This is a genomic window from Pseudanabaena sp. CCNP1317 (assembly GCF_034931345.1).
GTDB classification, from domain to species: domain Bacteria; phylum Cyanobacteriota; class Cyanobacteriia; order Pseudanabaenales; family Pseudanabaenaceae; genus Pseudanabaena; species Pseudanabaena galeata.
Genome location: NZ_JAYGIF010000004.1, coordinates 61,482 through 77,445, shown reverse-complemented (window position 1 = coordinate 77,445; position 15,964 = coordinate 61,482). Strand labels below are relative to the sequence as shown.

General features: G+C 42.3%; 15 protein-coding genes. 7 read left to right on the top strand and 8 right to left on the bottom strand.

Translation table 11 applies throughout. The features are described 5' to 3' along the window. Positions 1-166: 166 nt before the first annotated feature. Complete coding sequence (locus VB775_RS02685) at positions 167-1,432, top strand: MFS transporter (RefSeq protein WP_281006987.1); 1,266 nt, start codon at positions 167-169, stop codon at positions 1,430-1,432. Here the strand turns inward: VB775_RS02685 and VB775_RS02680 are convergent. Then, entirely contained in the window at positions 1,394-2,602 is a 1,209-nt protein-coding gene (locus tag VB775_RS02680) for an NAD(P)/FAD-dependent oxidoreductase (RefSeq protein WP_323216627.1), read from the bottom strand. The two genes, VB775_RS02685 and VB775_RS02680, sit on opposite strands and share 39 nt — an antisense overlap. 187 nt (positions 2,603-2,789) lie before the next feature. On the opposite strand from VB775_RS02680, the gene VB775_RS02675 reads away from it, so the two are divergent. Next, positions 2,790-3,209: a VOC family protein gene (locus VB775_RS02675; protein ID WP_407072940.1), complete on the top strand. Its 420-nt coding sequence runs from the start codon at positions 2,790-2,792 to the stop codon at positions 3,207-3,209. 326 nt (positions 3,210-3,535) lie between these two features. Here VB775_RS02675 and VB775_RS02670 read toward each other — a convergent pair whose 3' ends face one another. Beyond that, a complete protein-coding gene (locus VB775_RS02670) occupies positions 3,536-4,609 on the bottom strand; it encodes a DUF3326 domain-containing protein (protein WP_323216626.1) in 1,074 nt (357 codons plus the stop codon). Positions 4,610-4,669: 60 nt separating this feature from the next. Between VB775_RS02670 and VB775_RS02665 the strand changes: the two genes are divergently transcribed. Further along, entirely contained in the window at positions 4,670-4,873 is a 204-nt protein-coding gene (locus VB775_RS02665) for a hypothetical protein (protein ID WP_281006983.1), read from the top strand. After that, entirely contained in the window at positions 4,870-5,127 is a 258-nt protein-coding gene (locus VB775_RS02660; RefSeq protein WP_281006982.1) for a type II toxin-antitoxin system RelE family toxin, read from the top strand. The genes VB775_RS02665 and VB775_RS02660 overlap by 4 nt, the downstream gene beginning before the upstream one ends. A 3-nt stretch (positions 5,128-5,130) precedes the next feature. Here the strand turns inward: VB775_RS02660 and VB775_RS02655 are convergent, their stop codons facing one another. The 6 genes from VB775_RS02655 to nblS form a co-directional block, all read right to left on the bottom strand. Next, positions 5,131-5,895: an ABC transporter ATP-binding protein gene (locus tag VB775_RS02655; protein WP_281006981.1), complete on the bottom strand. Its 765-nt coding sequence runs from the start codon at positions 5,893-5,895 to the stop codon at positions 5,131-5,133. 137 nt (positions 5,896-6,032) lie between these two features. Beyond that, the gene (locus VB775_RS02650) at positions 6,033-6,287 is read right to left on the bottom strand and encodes a type II toxin-antitoxin system Phd/YefM family antitoxin (protein ID WP_281006980.1); all 255 of its coding nucleotides are present in this window, start codon (positions 6,285-6,287) and stop codon (positions 6,033-6,035) included. A gap of 411 nt (positions 6,288-6,698) precedes the next feature. Then, positions 6,699-7,328 (bottom strand): hypothetical protein, encoded by a 630-nt coding sequence (locus VB775_RS02645; RefSeq protein WP_281006979.1) that lies wholly within the window; start codon positions 7,326-7,328, stop codon positions 6,699-6,701. Positions 7,329-7,643: 315 nt separating this feature from the next. Beyond that, positions 7,644-7,898: a hypothetical protein gene (locus tag VB775_RS02640; protein ID WP_281006978.1), complete on the bottom strand. Its 255-nt coding sequence runs from the start codon at positions 7,896-7,898 to the stop codon at positions 7,644-7,646. Between the two features lie 149 nt (positions 7,899-8,047). Further along, on the bottom strand, positions 8,048-8,668 hold the full coding sequence (locus VB775_RS02635; RefSeq protein ID WP_281006977.1) for a Uma2 family endonuclease: 621 nt from the start codon (positions 8,666-8,668) through the stop codon (positions 8,048-8,050). Positions 8,669-8,705: 37 nt separating this feature from the next. Beyond that, positions 8,706-10,682, bottom strand: coding sequence for a two-component system sensor histidine kinase NblS (gene nblS / locus VB775_RS02630; protein ID WP_281006976.1), 1,977 nt, complete (start codon positions 10,680-10,682; stop codon positions 8,706-8,708). Between the two features lie 92 nt (positions 10,683-10,774). Here nblS and VB775_RS02625 point away from each other — a divergent pair, with 92 nt between their 5' ends. The 3 genes from VB775_RS02625 to VB775_RS02615 all read left to right on the top strand — a co-directional run bounded on the left by VB775_RS02625 (position 10,775) and on the right by VB775_RS02615 (position 15,657). Beyond that, the gene (locus tag VB775_RS02625) at positions 10,775-12,352 is read left to right on the top strand and encodes a hypothetical protein (protein ID WP_281006975.1); all 1,578 of its coding nucleotides are present in this window, start codon (positions 10,775-10,777) and stop codon (positions 12,350-12,352) included. 638 nt (positions 12,353-12,990) lie between these two features. After that, positions 12,991-13,812: an ATP-dependent sacrificial sulfur transferase LarE gene (larE, locus tag VB775_RS02620; RefSeq protein WP_281006973.1), complete on the top strand. Its 822-nt coding sequence runs from the start codon at positions 12,991-12,993 to the stop codon at positions 13,810-13,812. Positions 13,813-14,559: 747 nt separating this feature from the next. Further along, positions 14,560-15,657 carry a septal ring lytic transglycosylase RlpA family protein gene (locus VB775_RS02615; protein ID WP_281006972.1) on the top strand — a complete coding sequence of 366 codons (1,098 nt, stop codon included), beginning with the start codon at positions 14,560-14,562 and terminating at the stop codon, positions 15,655-15,657. Positions 15,658-15,964: the final 307 nt, after the last annotated feature.

The window sequence follows — 15,964 nt, the reverse complement described above, 5'->3', positions numbered from 1 at the left end:
TTGGTGCATTAAGTTATTAATCCCATTTTAATTGCATCGCTTTGCGATGTAATTAAACACAAAATTCTTGAGGATGTTGCTGTGCCATATCCTCAAGAATTTTAATTAAAGAGAGTCGCAATGCGACTCTCTTTAATTAAAATTGCTACAAAATGAGGAGAGCTTTATGGCGATCGCCCCACCATCAGATCAAGCATCAAGTCAAGTGCGTTGGCTCCAAGTATGGGGTTTAGCCTCAGTTCAGGGAGCCATGTCTTTAACTTGGATTGCCTACGGTATTTATTTGCCAAAGTTTATCGAGCAGGTTTTTGGCTATCCCACCAGTCAAGCACAACAATTAACAGCACTGATACTGGTCATCGAAAGCGCGATCGGCGTAATCGTTGAGCCATTATTTGGTGGTCTGTCCGATCGCTGGCAGCGTTGGTATAGCACCCGAATGCCTTTCATTGTTGCCGCAGCGATCGCTTCAACAGCTTTATTTATCGGATTACCCTGCCTTGTGATCTTTGGGGGATCAAGTGAAATTACGCGCGTACTTTTGATCAGCATAGCGATTCTCTGGGCGATCGTCATGGCGACTTTTCGCAGTCCAGTTATGTGTCTGCTGGGAATCTTTGCGGGGGCAACCAAATTACCGCTTGCAGGCAGTGTGTTAACCCTAGTCGGTGGTTTTGTTGGTTCGATCAGACCCTTAGCGACGAAATTTATTGTAGGGCTGGGCGCACCCGTGACTTTTACGATCGCCTCGATTGTGTTACTTGCCAGTGTGGCAAGCTTGCGAAGTGCGATGATCTACATTCCCAAAAATCTCAATCCCGAATTAGAAAAAAACGAACCACTACCCATTCGAGAATGCTGGAGCAACTTAGCAATCGTCTTGCTGGTTGGAGCAGCGATCGGTTTAGGCATCCGCTTACTGATGGGGTGTGTGTTACCACGCACGATCAGAGCTGATATTACAGGGTTTACGGGTTTATCTTTTGAGGTGTTAATGGGGGCGGCATTTATTGGTCAAGGTTTAGTAGCTCTATTGACAGGTAGAATCTCGAAGCTAATTGATAACAAGCGCTTCATGATCGTTAGCTTGGGTGGAATTGCCGCAGGTTTAGCATTTCTATCATTTGGCTATGGCGCGATCGCCGCCATTATCAGCATTCTATTGATGCTCACCTGCCTCAGTGCCGTGAACAATGGCATGATTGCTTTTGCCCTCACAATGGTTCCTAAATCTCTGAGTGGTTTGACCGTTGGCACATTTTTTGGAGGTCTATCGGGGGCGATCGCAATTTTTGGTTATCTAGTTCCTAAACCTGCGGAGGACATGCTCTCAACAGCCAATGTGATCGTGTTAACCGCGATCGCTTTTCTAATTGCAGGTGTCGGCATTGCCTTAGGAGAGCGCATTACTGGCAAAGTCATTACTGACTAGAGGATTGGGTTTGCCGCGAGTTGCGCCGATAATCCAATTTCCCAGAGCGGGAGCAATTTGACATAGGCTCACGCCCACATTCGCCAGTGGTGGCTGAACAAAGCAATTATGCATAATCCGCCCTAGTTGCAAGCGGGTTTGGAATTCTTTACGCCATGCGATCGCATATTGTTGTTTAAAGGCGATCGCCGTGATTTGATGTTCCAGAAACTGACTAACTAGGGGAACTGCTATTTCGGCAGATCGCAACGCCATCGCCATGCCATCGCCACAAAGCGGCGTGATCATTCCCGCCGTATCGCCAATCATGCAGATGTCGTTATAGAAATTCTCTTTCAATGCAAAACTAATCTGGCTTAAACCTTGCAGCGATGGCGAAACTCTTTGCATATTGTGGAAGCGATCGGCGAGCACAGGATTTTTGGCTAAGGATTCAGGAATATCTAACTCTGGATGCGTTGGTTCTTTCATCACCCGTTCATGGGCAATCCAACAAACATTAATTTCCCCTGTTTCGATTTGCGATAGTCCACAATAGCCATTAGGAAAACTATGCAGCTCGATCACGTCAGCAATATCCACACCTGTGAAATGTCCTTTATAGGCAACCCAAGGCGATCGCTTTTGGATAAATGCGCGATTCAGAGTGCGATCGAGGGAAGAACGTTTACCAAATGCTCCCAATACTAATCTTCCAGAGAATTCTCCTTTAGTAGTATTCACGGTAAATCCTTCTGCGAGATTACCTGTCACGCCCGTAACTTTAGTATTATCAATGCAAGTTACGTTCACCGCTTGCGCTCTTTGAAATAGCATTAAATCTAATTGATAGCGGCTCAAGCCCATAGCAGTACTTGGAAGCTTGCTCCGAAATGATGCACCACCAGAGGTAGTCAAGTAAGCCCGATGAATCGGTTGAGCACCAACTTTGCGAACCTGTTCCATTATGCCTAGATGCTCAAAGGATTCAGTTACTTCAACGGAAAGAAACTCGCCACAAAGTTTATGCATCGGATAGTGGCTCTGCTCTAGCAGTAGGACGCGATAGCCCAGCTTTGCTAGTTGGATAGCGGCACTACAGCCCGATAGTCCTGCACCGATCGCGATCGCATCGTAATTCATATCTTGCCTTGACGGAGTTTCTCTATGTATTAATGTTACAGAGATCAAAACCCATTTTGGTGTTTTTAGCGCCGTAGGTGCTAAGGAACAAAAATTTAATAAAACCCAAAAGTATTTCGGCGGGCGTAGCCCGCCGAAATATTTTTGGGTTTATAAGGAACATTTTTTCCTTGGAGTTCCCTAAAAGGCTGTATGATTGTTGTACGATTAAACCACTCTTTTTTGGAAAAATCTAATGCTCGATCATATGACCTTTCGTGTGAGTGATATAGCTTGTACTAAAGCATTTTACAGCGCGACCTTGGCTCCATTGGGCTACAGCCTTAGTCTTGAGGGTAGTTACGACGGAATGAATATCCTAGGTTTTGCCCATCCAGATGCCACGGAGCCAGATGGCAAAAAGGTTGATGTATGGTTCGTGGACGGTTCCTCACCCTATGGAGGTGCTTCTGCTACGACTAGCTGTCATCTTTGCTGGAGGGCAGAGAACCGTGAGCAAGTTGATGCGTTTTATCACGCTGCTATTGCTGCTGGGGGCAAAGATTATGGTGCACCAGGTTTGCGCCCCCATTACCATCCACATTATTACGGTGCATTCGTCATTGACATAGAGGGCAACAACATTGAAGCAGTGTGTCATCTGCCAGAATCATGAATCTTCGTCGTCAGGTTCGATGGTGATCTGAGTCCGCTCAACACGACCGTTATACCAAACTGAAACGCCCGTCAGAGTAGTAACGTGAGTTCGATATAGCCATTTGCGGCGTGCAAAGCACGCCGCAAATGGCGAAAAATGGTAAGAATCGCTAAGCGATTCTTACCATTTTTCGCTTTCGTCGAACTGACGTTAAAGTATATTGATTTGTATAGCAACGCAAGAGATAGATAGGTTTGTTTCCCCGCCTTCGGCGGGGAAACAAACCCGTACTTCACTAGACTGATAAGCGCTATATAGGAAAGTAAAAGCTAGACTATAGGGGTTTATGAATTTGAGAAGTTAAGCGAGTCGTTTGATGAGAATGGGTAGTTCCGTAAGCTACGAGGATTAATTCCTGCCTTCATTGCGATTAAAACCCCGATCGCTTCCCAATAATTCTCAACTTGAATCCCTCTTAAACTCAACATTTCAGGTGTAACATTTAGCCCTGTTTGATTCTCTTTAACAAAGATAATTTGCACATGGGGAAGTGGATTTAGAGCTAGTAGACCCGCACCACCGCAAGCACTGTAGGGAGTAACGATCGCATCAATCCGATCCGCCGTAATATCATCAGCATTAAATAAATTAGGCGATGTCATAATCCTTGGCGCACGACTTAGCCCGACTAGCACACAGGGTAAAAAGGTATAGCCCAACTCCTCGGCGGCAGCACGAGGCGACACACTTGGATCGAGGGGCAAAGGTTGTAAAGCTGGTGCATGGGCACAGGGTATGGCAAACTCACGCACGATCGCATGACTGATGACTGCTTCGGCTCCTGCGAGCGCATCAACACCTTTACCTTGGCGATAGTTTTGTAAGGCTTCACTGTCAGGGTCATCGGGAAATCTGGCGACAACGGCGATCGCTTCTACTTGAGAAACTTTAATTAACTTCTCGGCGGCTCTCAGTAAACTATCGAGATTAGCGATCGTTCCCCATGTTGCACCCGAATCTCCCGATCGCAGTTCTACACCCAGATCGCGATCGGTAACTAGTACATCAGTAATATTTAAACCCAAAGTAGCCTGTGCTGCTGATATTGCTTGACGATGACGCAATTCTAAATCTGATTCCATACCGCGATCGAGAATTACGCCAATACGATTAGCTCTTACAGGACGCAATCCCCAGTCACCTTTTGCCATGCGATCGAGGGCATAGCCTTCGGTGTATAAAACATTGGGCATCGACCAATATAAACTCGCGCCGTTTAAGACATTGGGATGCGTAATTAAGTTATCAGCAACTGATGCGATCGCTCTCGCCACTGGCAAAGCATCTCCAGCATAACCACCGATCGCCGCATTAATGCCAGTAGGCACTAATAGCAACACATTAAAAGATTGAGACAAGGATTTTAAATTCATGAATGCTAGAATTAGCGCCTAGATGTAATTTTGGTGAGGTAAGCTATGACTCTCAAAGAGCGATTAATTGAAGAGTTAAGTGAAGTGCCTGATGCTCTAATTGTAAAAGTTATTGATTTTCTGCACGCACTCAAAAATCAACAGCTTGAAGACTATGAAGATATCGCAGATGCTAATGCTGCCTTAGCAACTATTGAGACTGAAGGCACTATTTCTTGGGAAGAGTTAAAAGTGGAAATCGGTGTATGACTTATTACATCGAATTTGCTAAGCCAGCCGCTAAGCAGTTAAAGGCTTTATCTCCTCAAGAACAACAACGCATAAAATCAAAAATTGACGCTTTAGTCGATTCGCCTCGTCCCGATGGCGTGGTCAAACTATCAGGAGAGGATGACCTTTACCGAATTCGAGTTGGTGACTATCGCATCATTTACCGCATTCAGGATAATCAACTACTGATTTTGGTCTTAAAAATTGGTCATCGTAGAGATGTTTATCAGTAAAAGCTATGAGCCTAAATATGCTTCTAAAACTTTAGGATCGCTTTGAATTTCTGCGGGTGAGCCATCAGCGAGATTGTGACCTTCGGCTAAGACCCAGACGCGATCGCATAGGGACATAATCACATCCATATTGTGTTCGATAATCAAAAAGCTCAAGCCTTCTTGATTTAACTTGTGGATCAGGCTACAAATCTCTTCTATCAAAGCAGGATTGACCCCCGCCGCAGGTTCATCGAGCAAGATTAATTTGGGGTCAGTCATTAAGGCGCGGGCAATTTCTAATAACTTACGCTGACCACCCGACAGACTTCCCGCATAGTCATCCGCCATCCTGATTAAGCCGACTGATTCAAGAATATGTCTCGCTTTCTCGCGATTTTCCCGTTCTTGCACTGCAATTTTTTGACCCTGAAACCAAGTATTCCAAAACTTTTCGCCCACTTGATTCTGTGCGGCTAGCAACATATTTTCTAGCACTGATAATCGCGACAGGACTCGCGGTACTTGAAAGGTGCGAATCATGCCAAGTTTGGCGATCGCATGGGGTGGTTTGCCTTGAATTGGCATTCCGTCAAACTGTACTGTGCCGCGATCGGGCTTCAGAAAGTTAGATAACAATCCAAAAAATGTGGTTTTTCCTGCCCCATTGGGACCAATTAATCCTGTAATGCTTCCTGCGGGTACTTCAATGCGGGCATTGCTTACGGCATGAATGCCGCCAAAGGATTTCGAGATGTTTTCAGCTTTAAGTATTGGGGCGATCGACATAGATTTCGATAGTTAGCAGTTGACAATAATCTGATGAGTTGAGTCTTTAATAAACGATACCCCCGAAAAGGTCTAGTCTTTGTAATGAAATCGACAACCCACAATAACTATACTGTCAGCCGAAGTAAATATGAGCTTCATTCTGCGATTAGTTCTCTCTCAGCAACTTTGCCAGATTTAGCTGATTGAATTGAGCCAAGAAGACGCTTGGCATTAACAGGATTTGATAATAAATACAAAGTTTCTTGCCATGATGAAAATTCGTCTAGCGAAATTAAAATAGCTTTGTTGCCTTTGTCATTACAAATAATTGTTGGTTGCACGTTATCAATCACGCGATCGATCAAACCATCTAAGTCATGACTTGCTTGCTCTGTTGTCATCGCATCCATCTTAAATCCTCCGTATATTTACTTTTTATTAGCTAGAGCCTAGCTTGGGATTTTTTGTAAATCTCATTCCGATTGCTAAAGTTCCTCTGTTCCTCTTCTATTTGTATCTCAAAGAAAGTATTGCTAAGTTTTACTGTTACAAACTAACAATTGTGAGTTTGTAATTGCTGTTTTTATATTGCAATCCTAAGTAATTTGTAGAGAGGCTTCAACTAAGTTTAGCGAACTTATCGATGATTTAGTAAAGTCAAAATAAAGCAAACAAATAGAAGCCCAATAAAAAAATTAGATGGACTAAGACTAAGTCTTAACATTATGCCTCCAATCACAGCAAAAAAAATGGTTAAGAATATAATAGTGAGAATAATATCTTTATCCATATAAGTCAGTTTCCAATATTGTCTATTAAGTTTATGTGCCAGAAATTTCAATCAAATGCCTTCTTTTCATTCTCCATTGATGTTTCCACATATCATAAAACTTGTTCAACTTGTCAGCGTCTCTATCTAGAGTATTGAAGTAACTTTGATAAGCCTCATTTATTTTTTCAACATACTTGCGAGCATGAATAGTCATTACTTGACCATCAAATATAATTGGTTTATCTGACACTTCTGATAAAATCAATATATTGTAAGCATCGTCATCATCTTTGAGAAAACCTTGATGAGCAAAACCACATCGGACACCTTTATACAAAAGATTTCGAGCAACTTCATTATTTTGTAATAATGGAAAGATTTCGTCAGCTTGCTCTTTAAAGAAGGTACTAGATTCTCTTGCAATAGGTTTTTTACCTAATATGTAGCACCTTAAAGCTTCAATTAGAGGTGTTACAATGTGAACAGCTACAACTGACGAATTGATATCATCAACAAGGTTAAGAGCTGGGTCGAAAAACCATCCCTGCATCCGATCTTCAAAAATTAATCTAGATCCTTTTTTATCTTGACAATTAAACTTAAGTACCTCTTTGTCTAGAACCTTATCAAAAAAGAAAACTTCTCCACTTATTGGTTCTAGCAAATAGTTGGGACTCACTCTAATTCTTCTCTTATTCATTCGATTTGTGGAGAAACACTCATTTATAGGTATCTATGCTAATACCGTTGAGATGCATAGGTATTAGATTATAATCAGATAATAACCCTAATTGTGTAATAACTACCATGCAAGTTAAAGATCTCACAATTGAAGAACTAAAAGCTGTGATTCGTGAAACCGTCATCGAATCCTTAAAAGACCTTTTGCCAGATCCAGATGCAGGAAAAATAGTCAAAAAGTAGTGTCAGCAAGAGCTATTAGCAATTCGCCAACGGAGAAAATCGGGAACTAAAAATATCTCAGCAGTTGAAGCTAAAGTGATTTTTTTGTCCGAGGTTGCTTTGTAGAAATTTTTTGTAGTTTTTGGATTTGTTTTAGGGTTAGCCCAGTTAACTGAGCCACTAAATCTGGAGACATATTAGAATGCAACATATTTATAGCAATTTGGTTAGTTGCTTCAACCTTGCCTTTAGCTAAACCTTCAGCTTTGCCTTTAGCTAAACCCTCAGCTTTGCCTTTAGCTAAACCTTCGCGCAAAATTTCTTGATAAACTACTGACTCTTCCATGATCTCACTCCTGAGTAACCTTTGAATTACTTCATGATCTAATGCTCTAACCCAGAGATAATCGCTGTGGCAACAGCGACATTACTAGACCGTCATCGCCTGAACAGGAGCAGCGATCGCAATTTTGATTAACGAACAATATATCTACTCTACAGTTGCGAGCTATCAAGAAAATCAACATTTTCGTAGAGGGCAGATAAAGGGAATTGGAGATCGATGCTAGTTATATGAATAAGAGGATCATCTTGCTCAAAAGTTGTCTCCTCGATCGCTATAGACTGATATTCCCAAGCACGATCGCTATGTCTTTGATAAACTTCGACACTAGGACGCTCTGAGTCGATCAGGATATAGGCTTGCAGCGTATCGATCGCCATATAACTTTGCTGCTTAATACCGCGATCGCGTGCTTCGGTGGTAGGAGATAAAACTTCCGCAATCAGCACAGGATATTGCAAAAAATCACGGGAGAAGCGATCACGATCGTCACAGGACACAACCACATCAGGATAATAATATTTCCGAGATCTAACAAGAACTTTAGCATCGCTGATCGAGATCTTGCATCCTTTTCCACGCAAATGAGCAAGCAGCAATGCTCCTAAATTAAGAGGAATTTGGCTATGAGGGATTGTGCCGCCTGTCATCGCAATGATTTTCCCGTTTTCATATTCATATTTTTCTTCTTGCTGCCTTTCCCAAACAAGATACTCGTCGGCAGACATGATGATTTGATGATCTTCTTGAATTAACTGTGGTTGAGCAATCATCAACTTAATCTCCTAAAACAACATTTAGTCACAATTCCTAAACCGTCATCGCCTGAACAGGAGCAGCGATCGCGCCCATAACTGGTAACTCACAGCGATCTTGATACACGCTTAAGTCAAACCAGAAAGTCGTACCCACACCAACCTCACTCTTGATATGAATCGCACTGTGATGTTTTTCGATAATGTTACGGACGATCGATAAACCTAAACCAGTACCTTCGAGAGTATGCACTTTATCCTCGACCCGATAAAAACGATCAAACACGCGATCGCAATCTTCGGCAGGAATACCATGTCCTGTATCCTCCACCTCGACACGGATATAGTTGACGGTGCGATGGGGCTGAGTGGTGGTTTGATCTTGCCAAGGATAAATCCGAATCGTGACTTTGCCGCCCATATCCGTAAATTTGAGAGCATTGCCAACTAAGTTAGATAACACTTGCAAAATCAAATCGTAATTGCCCCAGATTCTCTCCAAATCTGGCTCAATTTCATGAATCAGCTCAATACCTTTAGATGAAGCATTGAGTTTATACGTTCTGACCGTTTGCTCCACGGTCTCTGATAAATCGATCGCCGAGAAATGATATTGACGACCTGACTCTAATCGAGATAGATCCAGCACATCATTAACTAGACGGGTGAGGCGATCGGTTTCGTTATTTGCCGTACCGAGAAATTCTTTTTTCTGATCTTCGCTTAGTTCATCACCATACTCGTGCAAAGTCTCGATAAAGGACTTGATATTAAATAAAGGCGTGCGTAACTCATGACTAACATTGCTGATAAATCGACTTTGAGCAGCATTTAGCTCCACCTCACGGGTGATGTCCTGAATCGTAATCGCAATCCCCTTAATGGCATTACTAGAACTTAAGACACTAGTAATCCAAATCCGAAAGGCATGGGCTAGCACTGAATCACCCTTATCGCCTGAAGCCATAATCCGAAATTCGCCGCCCTCCCGATCGCCTGTGGCAATTTGCATCAGCGATCGCCCTAAATCAGCACTGAGTCGCTCAGGCAAAATATTCAAAATACTTTTGCACTTCCAGTCTCCCTTCACAGGCTCTTGATCCCAGCCCATAATCTTGATCGCCGCAGGATTGGCTAGCACGATCCGCATGTCGGAGTCGAGTAACAATGCTCCATCAGCGATCGTCGATACTAGAGTTTCTAGCTTGGCTTTTTCGGCGGTCAATTCCTCAATATTCTGCTCTTCATACTTTTTGAGTCGTTGCGCCATGTCATTAAAGCTGCGAATTAATTCCCCCAATTCACCACCAAAGGGCAAGTCGATACGTTGCTTAAAGTTGCCACTAGCAATATTTTGTACCCCAGCCACCAATTCCCGAAGTGGTCGCGTAATCGTCACCGAGTTGGATGCTGCCCCCAAAATTACCATCGCCCAAATCGATACAAATACAGCCGTAGTCACATCTAACGTCAAACTCGAAGAGGCTACTGCCGTGGGATTAGGATTAATGCCGATCGCAATGATCCCTAACGATTTGCCTTCATGCTGCAAATTTACAAATATGTCCGTAACTTCACCCTGTGGCGTAATATGCTGCCTGACCAAAGGGCGATCGGGGCGCATCATAGGATCTTCAGGCAATTGAATTCTGCGTCTAATACTTAATGAATTTTTAACTTCATTAGAGTTAAACGGAATCCCGTAAAAAATCTCGCCATCAGGATCAGCATAGAGAATGTAGCGAATGCTAGAGCTACTATCATAAAATTCTTTAGATAGGCGAGTTACTTCCTGAAGATCATTTTTTGCAACTAAAGGGGCGACATTAGCAGCCAGCAATAACCCCAAATCTTTGCCAAAGCGCGTATCATTGAGGCGAGCATCGGTCTGAATATCGTTAACAGCCCAAAAGGTGACAGCACTCATTAGCAAAGAAACTAATAGCGTAATCAAAGCCATTAGCTTGGTTTGCAATGAAAATTCTGTCCACCAACGTCGGGGTATATTGTAAATTTGAAGCAAAAAGTTCATCTTTTTGTAGTCATTTGGTTGGATATTGTTGGATATTTGTATGGCTTTTCGTTTAATATGTGCGATCGAAACGCAAGGATGAGGATCTCAAGATGGATGAGGCTAGCATTGTCAATGCGATAGAGGCAGACCTTCAAAACTATAAGGTAAAAACCCAAATCCGCCGCAAAGAATCTCAATTACATGTTCTGATCACTAGAGCAGATGGTGATGATGTTGACTATGCCTCTCTCTATGATATTGTGAAACGCCGTATTGATAAGCTACCAATCGAGGGGGCGGATAGTTTAGTTGTGTATGGTAGGATTTCTGGAGCCAAGCATCCAGAATGGCACAAAACAGCAGAGATTAAGCCACCTTTGCCATTAATTGAACTCGATCTTGAAGAACTAGAAGAATTTGGCGATATTGGCGCAATTGAAAACCTGCCATTTAACAGCGATGAGACAGAGATTCAGACAGCAAATCTTGAATCGCCAATTCAAGATGATTTAAAGAGTTTCAAGAGTAGTATCGAAAACGATCTAAAAATAGCTGCTAATAAAGCAGTGCAAGATGTCCATGCTCCTGACGAAATCAACAATACCAAGAATGAGGATTTTGATTTAGGCAATCTCGACTTGCAAACACTTAACTTAGATAGTCTGCCGCAAAATACTTTTGAGCTAGTATCGTTTGACAAAGATCCTTTTGAAGTTAATGGACAAGAATCGGAACGGCGATCGCCTTCAGAGCAGAAAGAATCTTGGTCAGATCATGATGAAGACTTTAACTTTGATTCCCCAACTGTGGCTGCGATACCAATGCCATTACCTCCACCGCCGCCTACTGTCAGACGTACTGCCAAGAAGCCTATCCCTACTGTCGAGACAGAACATGAGCCGATTAAAACCGCCTATCCAAGGGATAAGTCATTAATATTTTCTGTGGCTTTTGGTGCTGTGGCGATCGCCATTGTCGGCATTTGTGGCTGGCTAGTGTGGGATCGTTCTAATCAGCAACAATATTTAGCCAATTCAAGGAATTTTAGTAACCAAGATATCAATCCCAAGAAAATTACGAAGCTAGAAACTCTCACTGGTACGCGCAATCGCTTACAAACGATCATTTCGCAGCTAGAAGGAATTTCTGATCGCCCTGCTTCGCTATATGGGGATGCTCAGTCCGAGCTAGCAACCCTGCGTCCAAAATTAGCTGAATTTGATCGCAAAATCAATATCGAGCAGACGGCTAATAAAAATCTAGAGTCCGCGAAGAATGGCACAATTGAGGCGGCGAAGTTAACCCAAAATCCTCCGCATAGGTCAACTGTGTGGAAATCTGCCCAAGAGAAACGGCAACAAGCTATAAAGCAGTTAGAGGAGATTCCCACTGACTCTGTGTTATACGGCGATGCTCAACAACGTATTAAAGCTTATCGTCCCGAACTAGTGCAAATTAGCAAATGGGTAGAGATCCAACAAAGGGCTGAGACAGTAGCCAGTACAGTTAATTCTGCTACGGTGAATCAGCTTAATCAGTTGAAGTCTAAAGATCCTGAGAAGCAGAAGTTTTTACCTCAATGTCAAAATATTTTGCAGCCCAAAATCTCTAATACTGAATCACAGAGAACAGGAATCCCAATTCCTGCTTTGACTAGCTATCTATGCGCGTATTTCTGGGACTCTTAGAAGGTAACCTTGATCCCAATTACAATGCTTAATATATCTACAGCGCTTTGCGCTCAAACCCAAACCGAGCAGAAACTTAAAAGCGTTTCAAAGCAATATTTTTAAGTTTCTGCTTGACTGACAAATCTTTTTAGGGGCAGGTTTAGTAACTCCGTGATTGGGTCACAACAAAAATTTGAGCAAAAACTGCCCCTACGGCAAGATGTGAATTTCCACAGTTTTGCCAATCAATCAGGTTTTTAAGTCTCTGCTTGTGGCTCGCTTGCTCGGCAATTGCTGTAAGCGAGAAAATCCCTAAGCCCCAAGAATTGATTGGCGGCGCGGAGCGCCGTCAATCAATTCTTGGGGCTTATACCAATTCACGAAAGTGTAGCAACACTTTTGTGATTCCGTATTATTGCCTCGCCTTTGGCGAGGTAATAATACGGAATTTTCTAAAATGACGTTAGTTCGACGAAAGCGAAAAATGGGAAGAATTGCTAAGCGATTCTTCCCATTTTTCGCCATTTGCGGCGTGCTTCGCACGCCGCAAATGGCTATATCGAACTCACGTTAAAATGGGAAACGCTATATGATTTTCATATATTTTCACATGGGCAATACTCCTTCCTAAACCTTGCACATTCACTAATAGCTGTATGTTAAACGCCACTTTGTCCAACAAGCTCGATCGCTTACGTCAAATATTTAATGAGTCATCGCAAGTGCTGGTAGCTTACTCAGGTGGTATTGATAGCACCCTTGTCGCCAAGGTCGCCTTTGATGTTTTAGGCGATCGTGCCTTAGCGATCACGGCAAACTCGCCATCATTATTACCTGCCGATCTTGCCGCCGCCCAAATACAAGCAGAATTTATGGGTCTTAAGCATCAAATCGTCCAAACCGATGAGATGAATAATCCCAACTACACCTCTAATCCAATTAATCGTTGTTATTTCTGCAAAAGTGAATTGCACGACACACTTAAGCCCTTGGCTAAAAGCATGGGTTATAACTATGTTGTTGATGGCTTAAATGCTGATGATTTGCAAGATTATCGCCCAGGAATTCAAGCAGCAAAAGAACGCGGCGTGCGATCGCCCCTTGCCGAAGTGGGGATTAGCAAACTCGAAGTACGCATGTTATCGCAATATTTGGGAATGCCTTGGTGGGATAAGCCTTCACAACCATGCTTAAGCTCACGGTTCCCCTATGGTGAAGAAATAACCATTGAGAAATTAAGGCGCGTTGGTAATGCCGAGCAATATTTGCGCGATCGCGGCTGGAAAGGCGATATCCGTGTGCGCTCAATGGGTGATACAGCAAAAATCGAAGTGCCTAGCGATCGGCTACATGAGTTTATGAATTTTATAGCGATCGCTGATCTGACCAAAACCTTTCGTAAATATGGATTTAGTTCAATCACCTTGGATTTAGAAGGCTTTCGCAGTGGCAAACTGAATGATGCGATCGCGCAATAAAACAATAAACAAAGAAAAGGAGACTACACAATGTGTAGTCTCCTTTTCTTTGTTTATTTTCTGAATTTTTCAAGACTTGTGAAAAAGTTTCTGTCAATTGATTAGAAATTCTTATGTGTTGTTCTTAAATGTTTTGCTTAACTTCTTAGTTATGCTGCTTTAGCAACGACTTTTTTAAACGCAAAAATCTAAAATCAGTCTATATCAAACATATTCATCAAAATACTTAAAAATAGTTTCTATAAATTTCTTTTTTGTATCTATCCTAAGACTTATTTATTGCAATTTTTGACATTTTCATTCTGAGAGTATGTCTTCATAAGGTTTACATATGAACAAAACTCAAGACAGAACACCTTTAAAACTGAAATTTTCTTGTGTGTTGAGCCCTTAAGCATACAAAACTTATTTGGGAGTAAAATTACCTACGCCTAAAGATATACTTTTGCGGAGCTTTTTTTGTGTTCTTTAGTACAAAGTTCCATTTTTATAAAGAATTCTAATGAGAGAGAAGCAAAATTTTGATTTTTAACAAAATACAAGAGTTCAAATCTTCTCACAGCAAGGGTTTGACGGCTAAGTTATCATCATTTTGAATAACCATGTTAATCTAAATCACATCAACGAAACTATTTAAAGTTTTGTTACTAGTTTGAGAAACTTGCTGTTGGCGATTTCATTTACAAGTCATTCCCAGACAAGCCTCTATCAATAATTTAGTCGTTTACTTCATTTTCTGCTTTACCTATGCTTAATTGGAACTGGAGCTACACTCTCTCTACCTCAGTGGTAGCTCTTGCTATCGTCTCAAGTCTTGCTAGCCATAGCGCACAGGCTCAAACAGAAGTCAAGGCTACTAATGTATCTACTTCTCTATCTAATTCTTCTAATTCTTTAAAGGTTGGAGAAACGAGATCGCAGTCTTTAACTAGAACTAAAGATGACTCGATCGCTCGCATCCATACCCACAAACTAAACGGCAAAAATGCTGCCACGGTATATGTTCGTGGTATCCCTGTAGTTACTTATATTGAATCTGAAGAATCTGCAAAATCAGCTACAGAAAATACTGCAAATACTACGTCAGATTCATTAAAAACTAAAGGCGAAACTAAAAAGAACTCAGAATCAGTTAAGTTACCAGCAAGTACTACTAACTTAGAACCTAGTAATTCAGATAGCCCTGCCAAATCAGCAGATGATAGTTCTGAAAACCTGCTAACTTCAGCTAACCCTGTCGAAAGAGCTACCGCCGCCGCCGCCCTGATTAATCAACTTAATCGTGATGGGCTCGACGCAAATAAGATTATCCCAGCTTGGAAAAATGGCAACTACGTGATCAAATTAGGCGATCGCGCCATGTTGAAATTTGATCAGCAAGCAGTTTTCCCAGGATCTTTGCAAAATCAAACACAGGATGTTTTAGAGTCAGCCAATCTGCTACGCCGACTCCTTGGACGTGCTAATCCTGTAGTTGAGGTTGTCAATGCTCCAAAACCTAAAATTGCTGCTAGATCCACCTCGACCCCAGCATTAAACAATCGCATTGTGGGCGTAATGTCTGGCATGGCTTCATGGTACGGGCCAGGCTTTGACGGAAACTACAGTGCTAGTGGAGAAATCTTTAGGGCTAGTGAGTTAACTGCGGCTCATCCTAGTTTGCCCTTTGGTACTTTGGTAAGGGTGGTGAACATGGATAACAACCAGTCAGTGGTAGTGCGAATTAATGATCGTGGTCCCTATATCCATGGTCGTGTGATCGACATTTCCACAGCCGCCGCTAATGTAATTGGGCTAATTTCTTCTGGAGTCGCCCCAGTCAGACTTGAAGTATTGTCTAAATAACTAGAAATCCTCATTATGAGAACTATATTGGTGTTTCCAGCGCCTTCGCCAATGGAAACACCAATATAGTTTTTTTTTGAAAGCCCGACTCTGGCAGACTTTCAAAAAAATCGATTTTTATAATGAGAATTGGAGCTAAGTAGCTAGGCATAAGTAACCTAAAAACCTAGAAAGCTGTCCTGCTCGCATAGCGGGCAGGACAGCTTCTGGTTTTAGGGTTTAAGTATGGTGAGCTACTTAAATAAACGTGAGTTCGATATAGCCATTAGCGTCGTGCTTCGCACGACGCTAATGGCTATATCGAACT

Excerpts from the sequence above, each read along its gene's own strand:
- VB775_RS02685 (WP_281006987.1), top strand. The coding sequence starts at position 167 with ATGGCGATCGCCCCACCATCAGATCAAGCATCAAGTCAAGTGCGTTGG.
- VB775_RS02675 (WP_407072940.1), top strand. The coding sequence starts at position 2,790 with ATGCTCGATCATATGACCTTTCGTGTGAGTGATATAGCTTGTACTAAA.
- VB775_RS02665 (WP_281006983.1), top strand. The coding sequence starts at position 4,670 with ATGACTCTCAAAGAGCGATTAATTGAAGAGTTAAGTGAAGTGCCTGAT.
- VB775_RS02660 (WP_281006982.1), top strand. The coding sequence starts at position 4,870 with ATGACTTATTACATCGAATTTGCTAAGCCAGCCGCTAAGCAGTTAAAG.
- VB775_RS02655 (WP_281006981.1), bottom strand. The coding sequence starts at position 5,895 with ATGTCGATCGCCCCAATACTTAAAGCTGAAAACATCTCGAAATCCTTT.
- VB775_RS02650 (WP_281006980.1), bottom strand. The coding sequence starts at position 6,287 with ATGGATGCGATGACAACAGAGCAAGCAAGTCATGACTTAGATGGTTTG.
- VB775_RS02640 (WP_281006978.1), bottom strand. The coding sequence starts at position 7,898 with ATGGAAGAGTCAGTAGTTTATCAAGAAATTTTGCGCGAAGGTTTAGCT.
- VB775_RS02635 (WP_281006977.1), bottom strand. The coding sequence starts at position 8,668 with ATGATTGCTCAACCACAGTTAATTCAAGAAGATCATCAAATCATCATG.
- nblS (WP_281006976.1), bottom strand. The coding sequence starts at position 10,682 with ATGAACTTTTTGCTTCAAATTTACAATATACCCCGACGTTGGTGGACA.
- VB775_RS02625 (WP_281006975.1), top strand. The coding sequence starts at position 10,775 with ATGGATGAGGCTAGCATTGTCAATGCGATAGAGGCAGACCTTCAAAAC.
- larE (WP_281006973.1), top strand. The coding sequence starts at position 12,991 with ATGTTAAACGCCACTTTGTCCAACAAGCTCGATCGCTTACGTCAAATA.
- VB775_RS02615 (WP_281006972.1), top strand. The coding sequence starts at position 14,560 with ATGCTTAATTGGAACTGGAGCTACACTCTCTCTACCTCAGTGGTAGCT.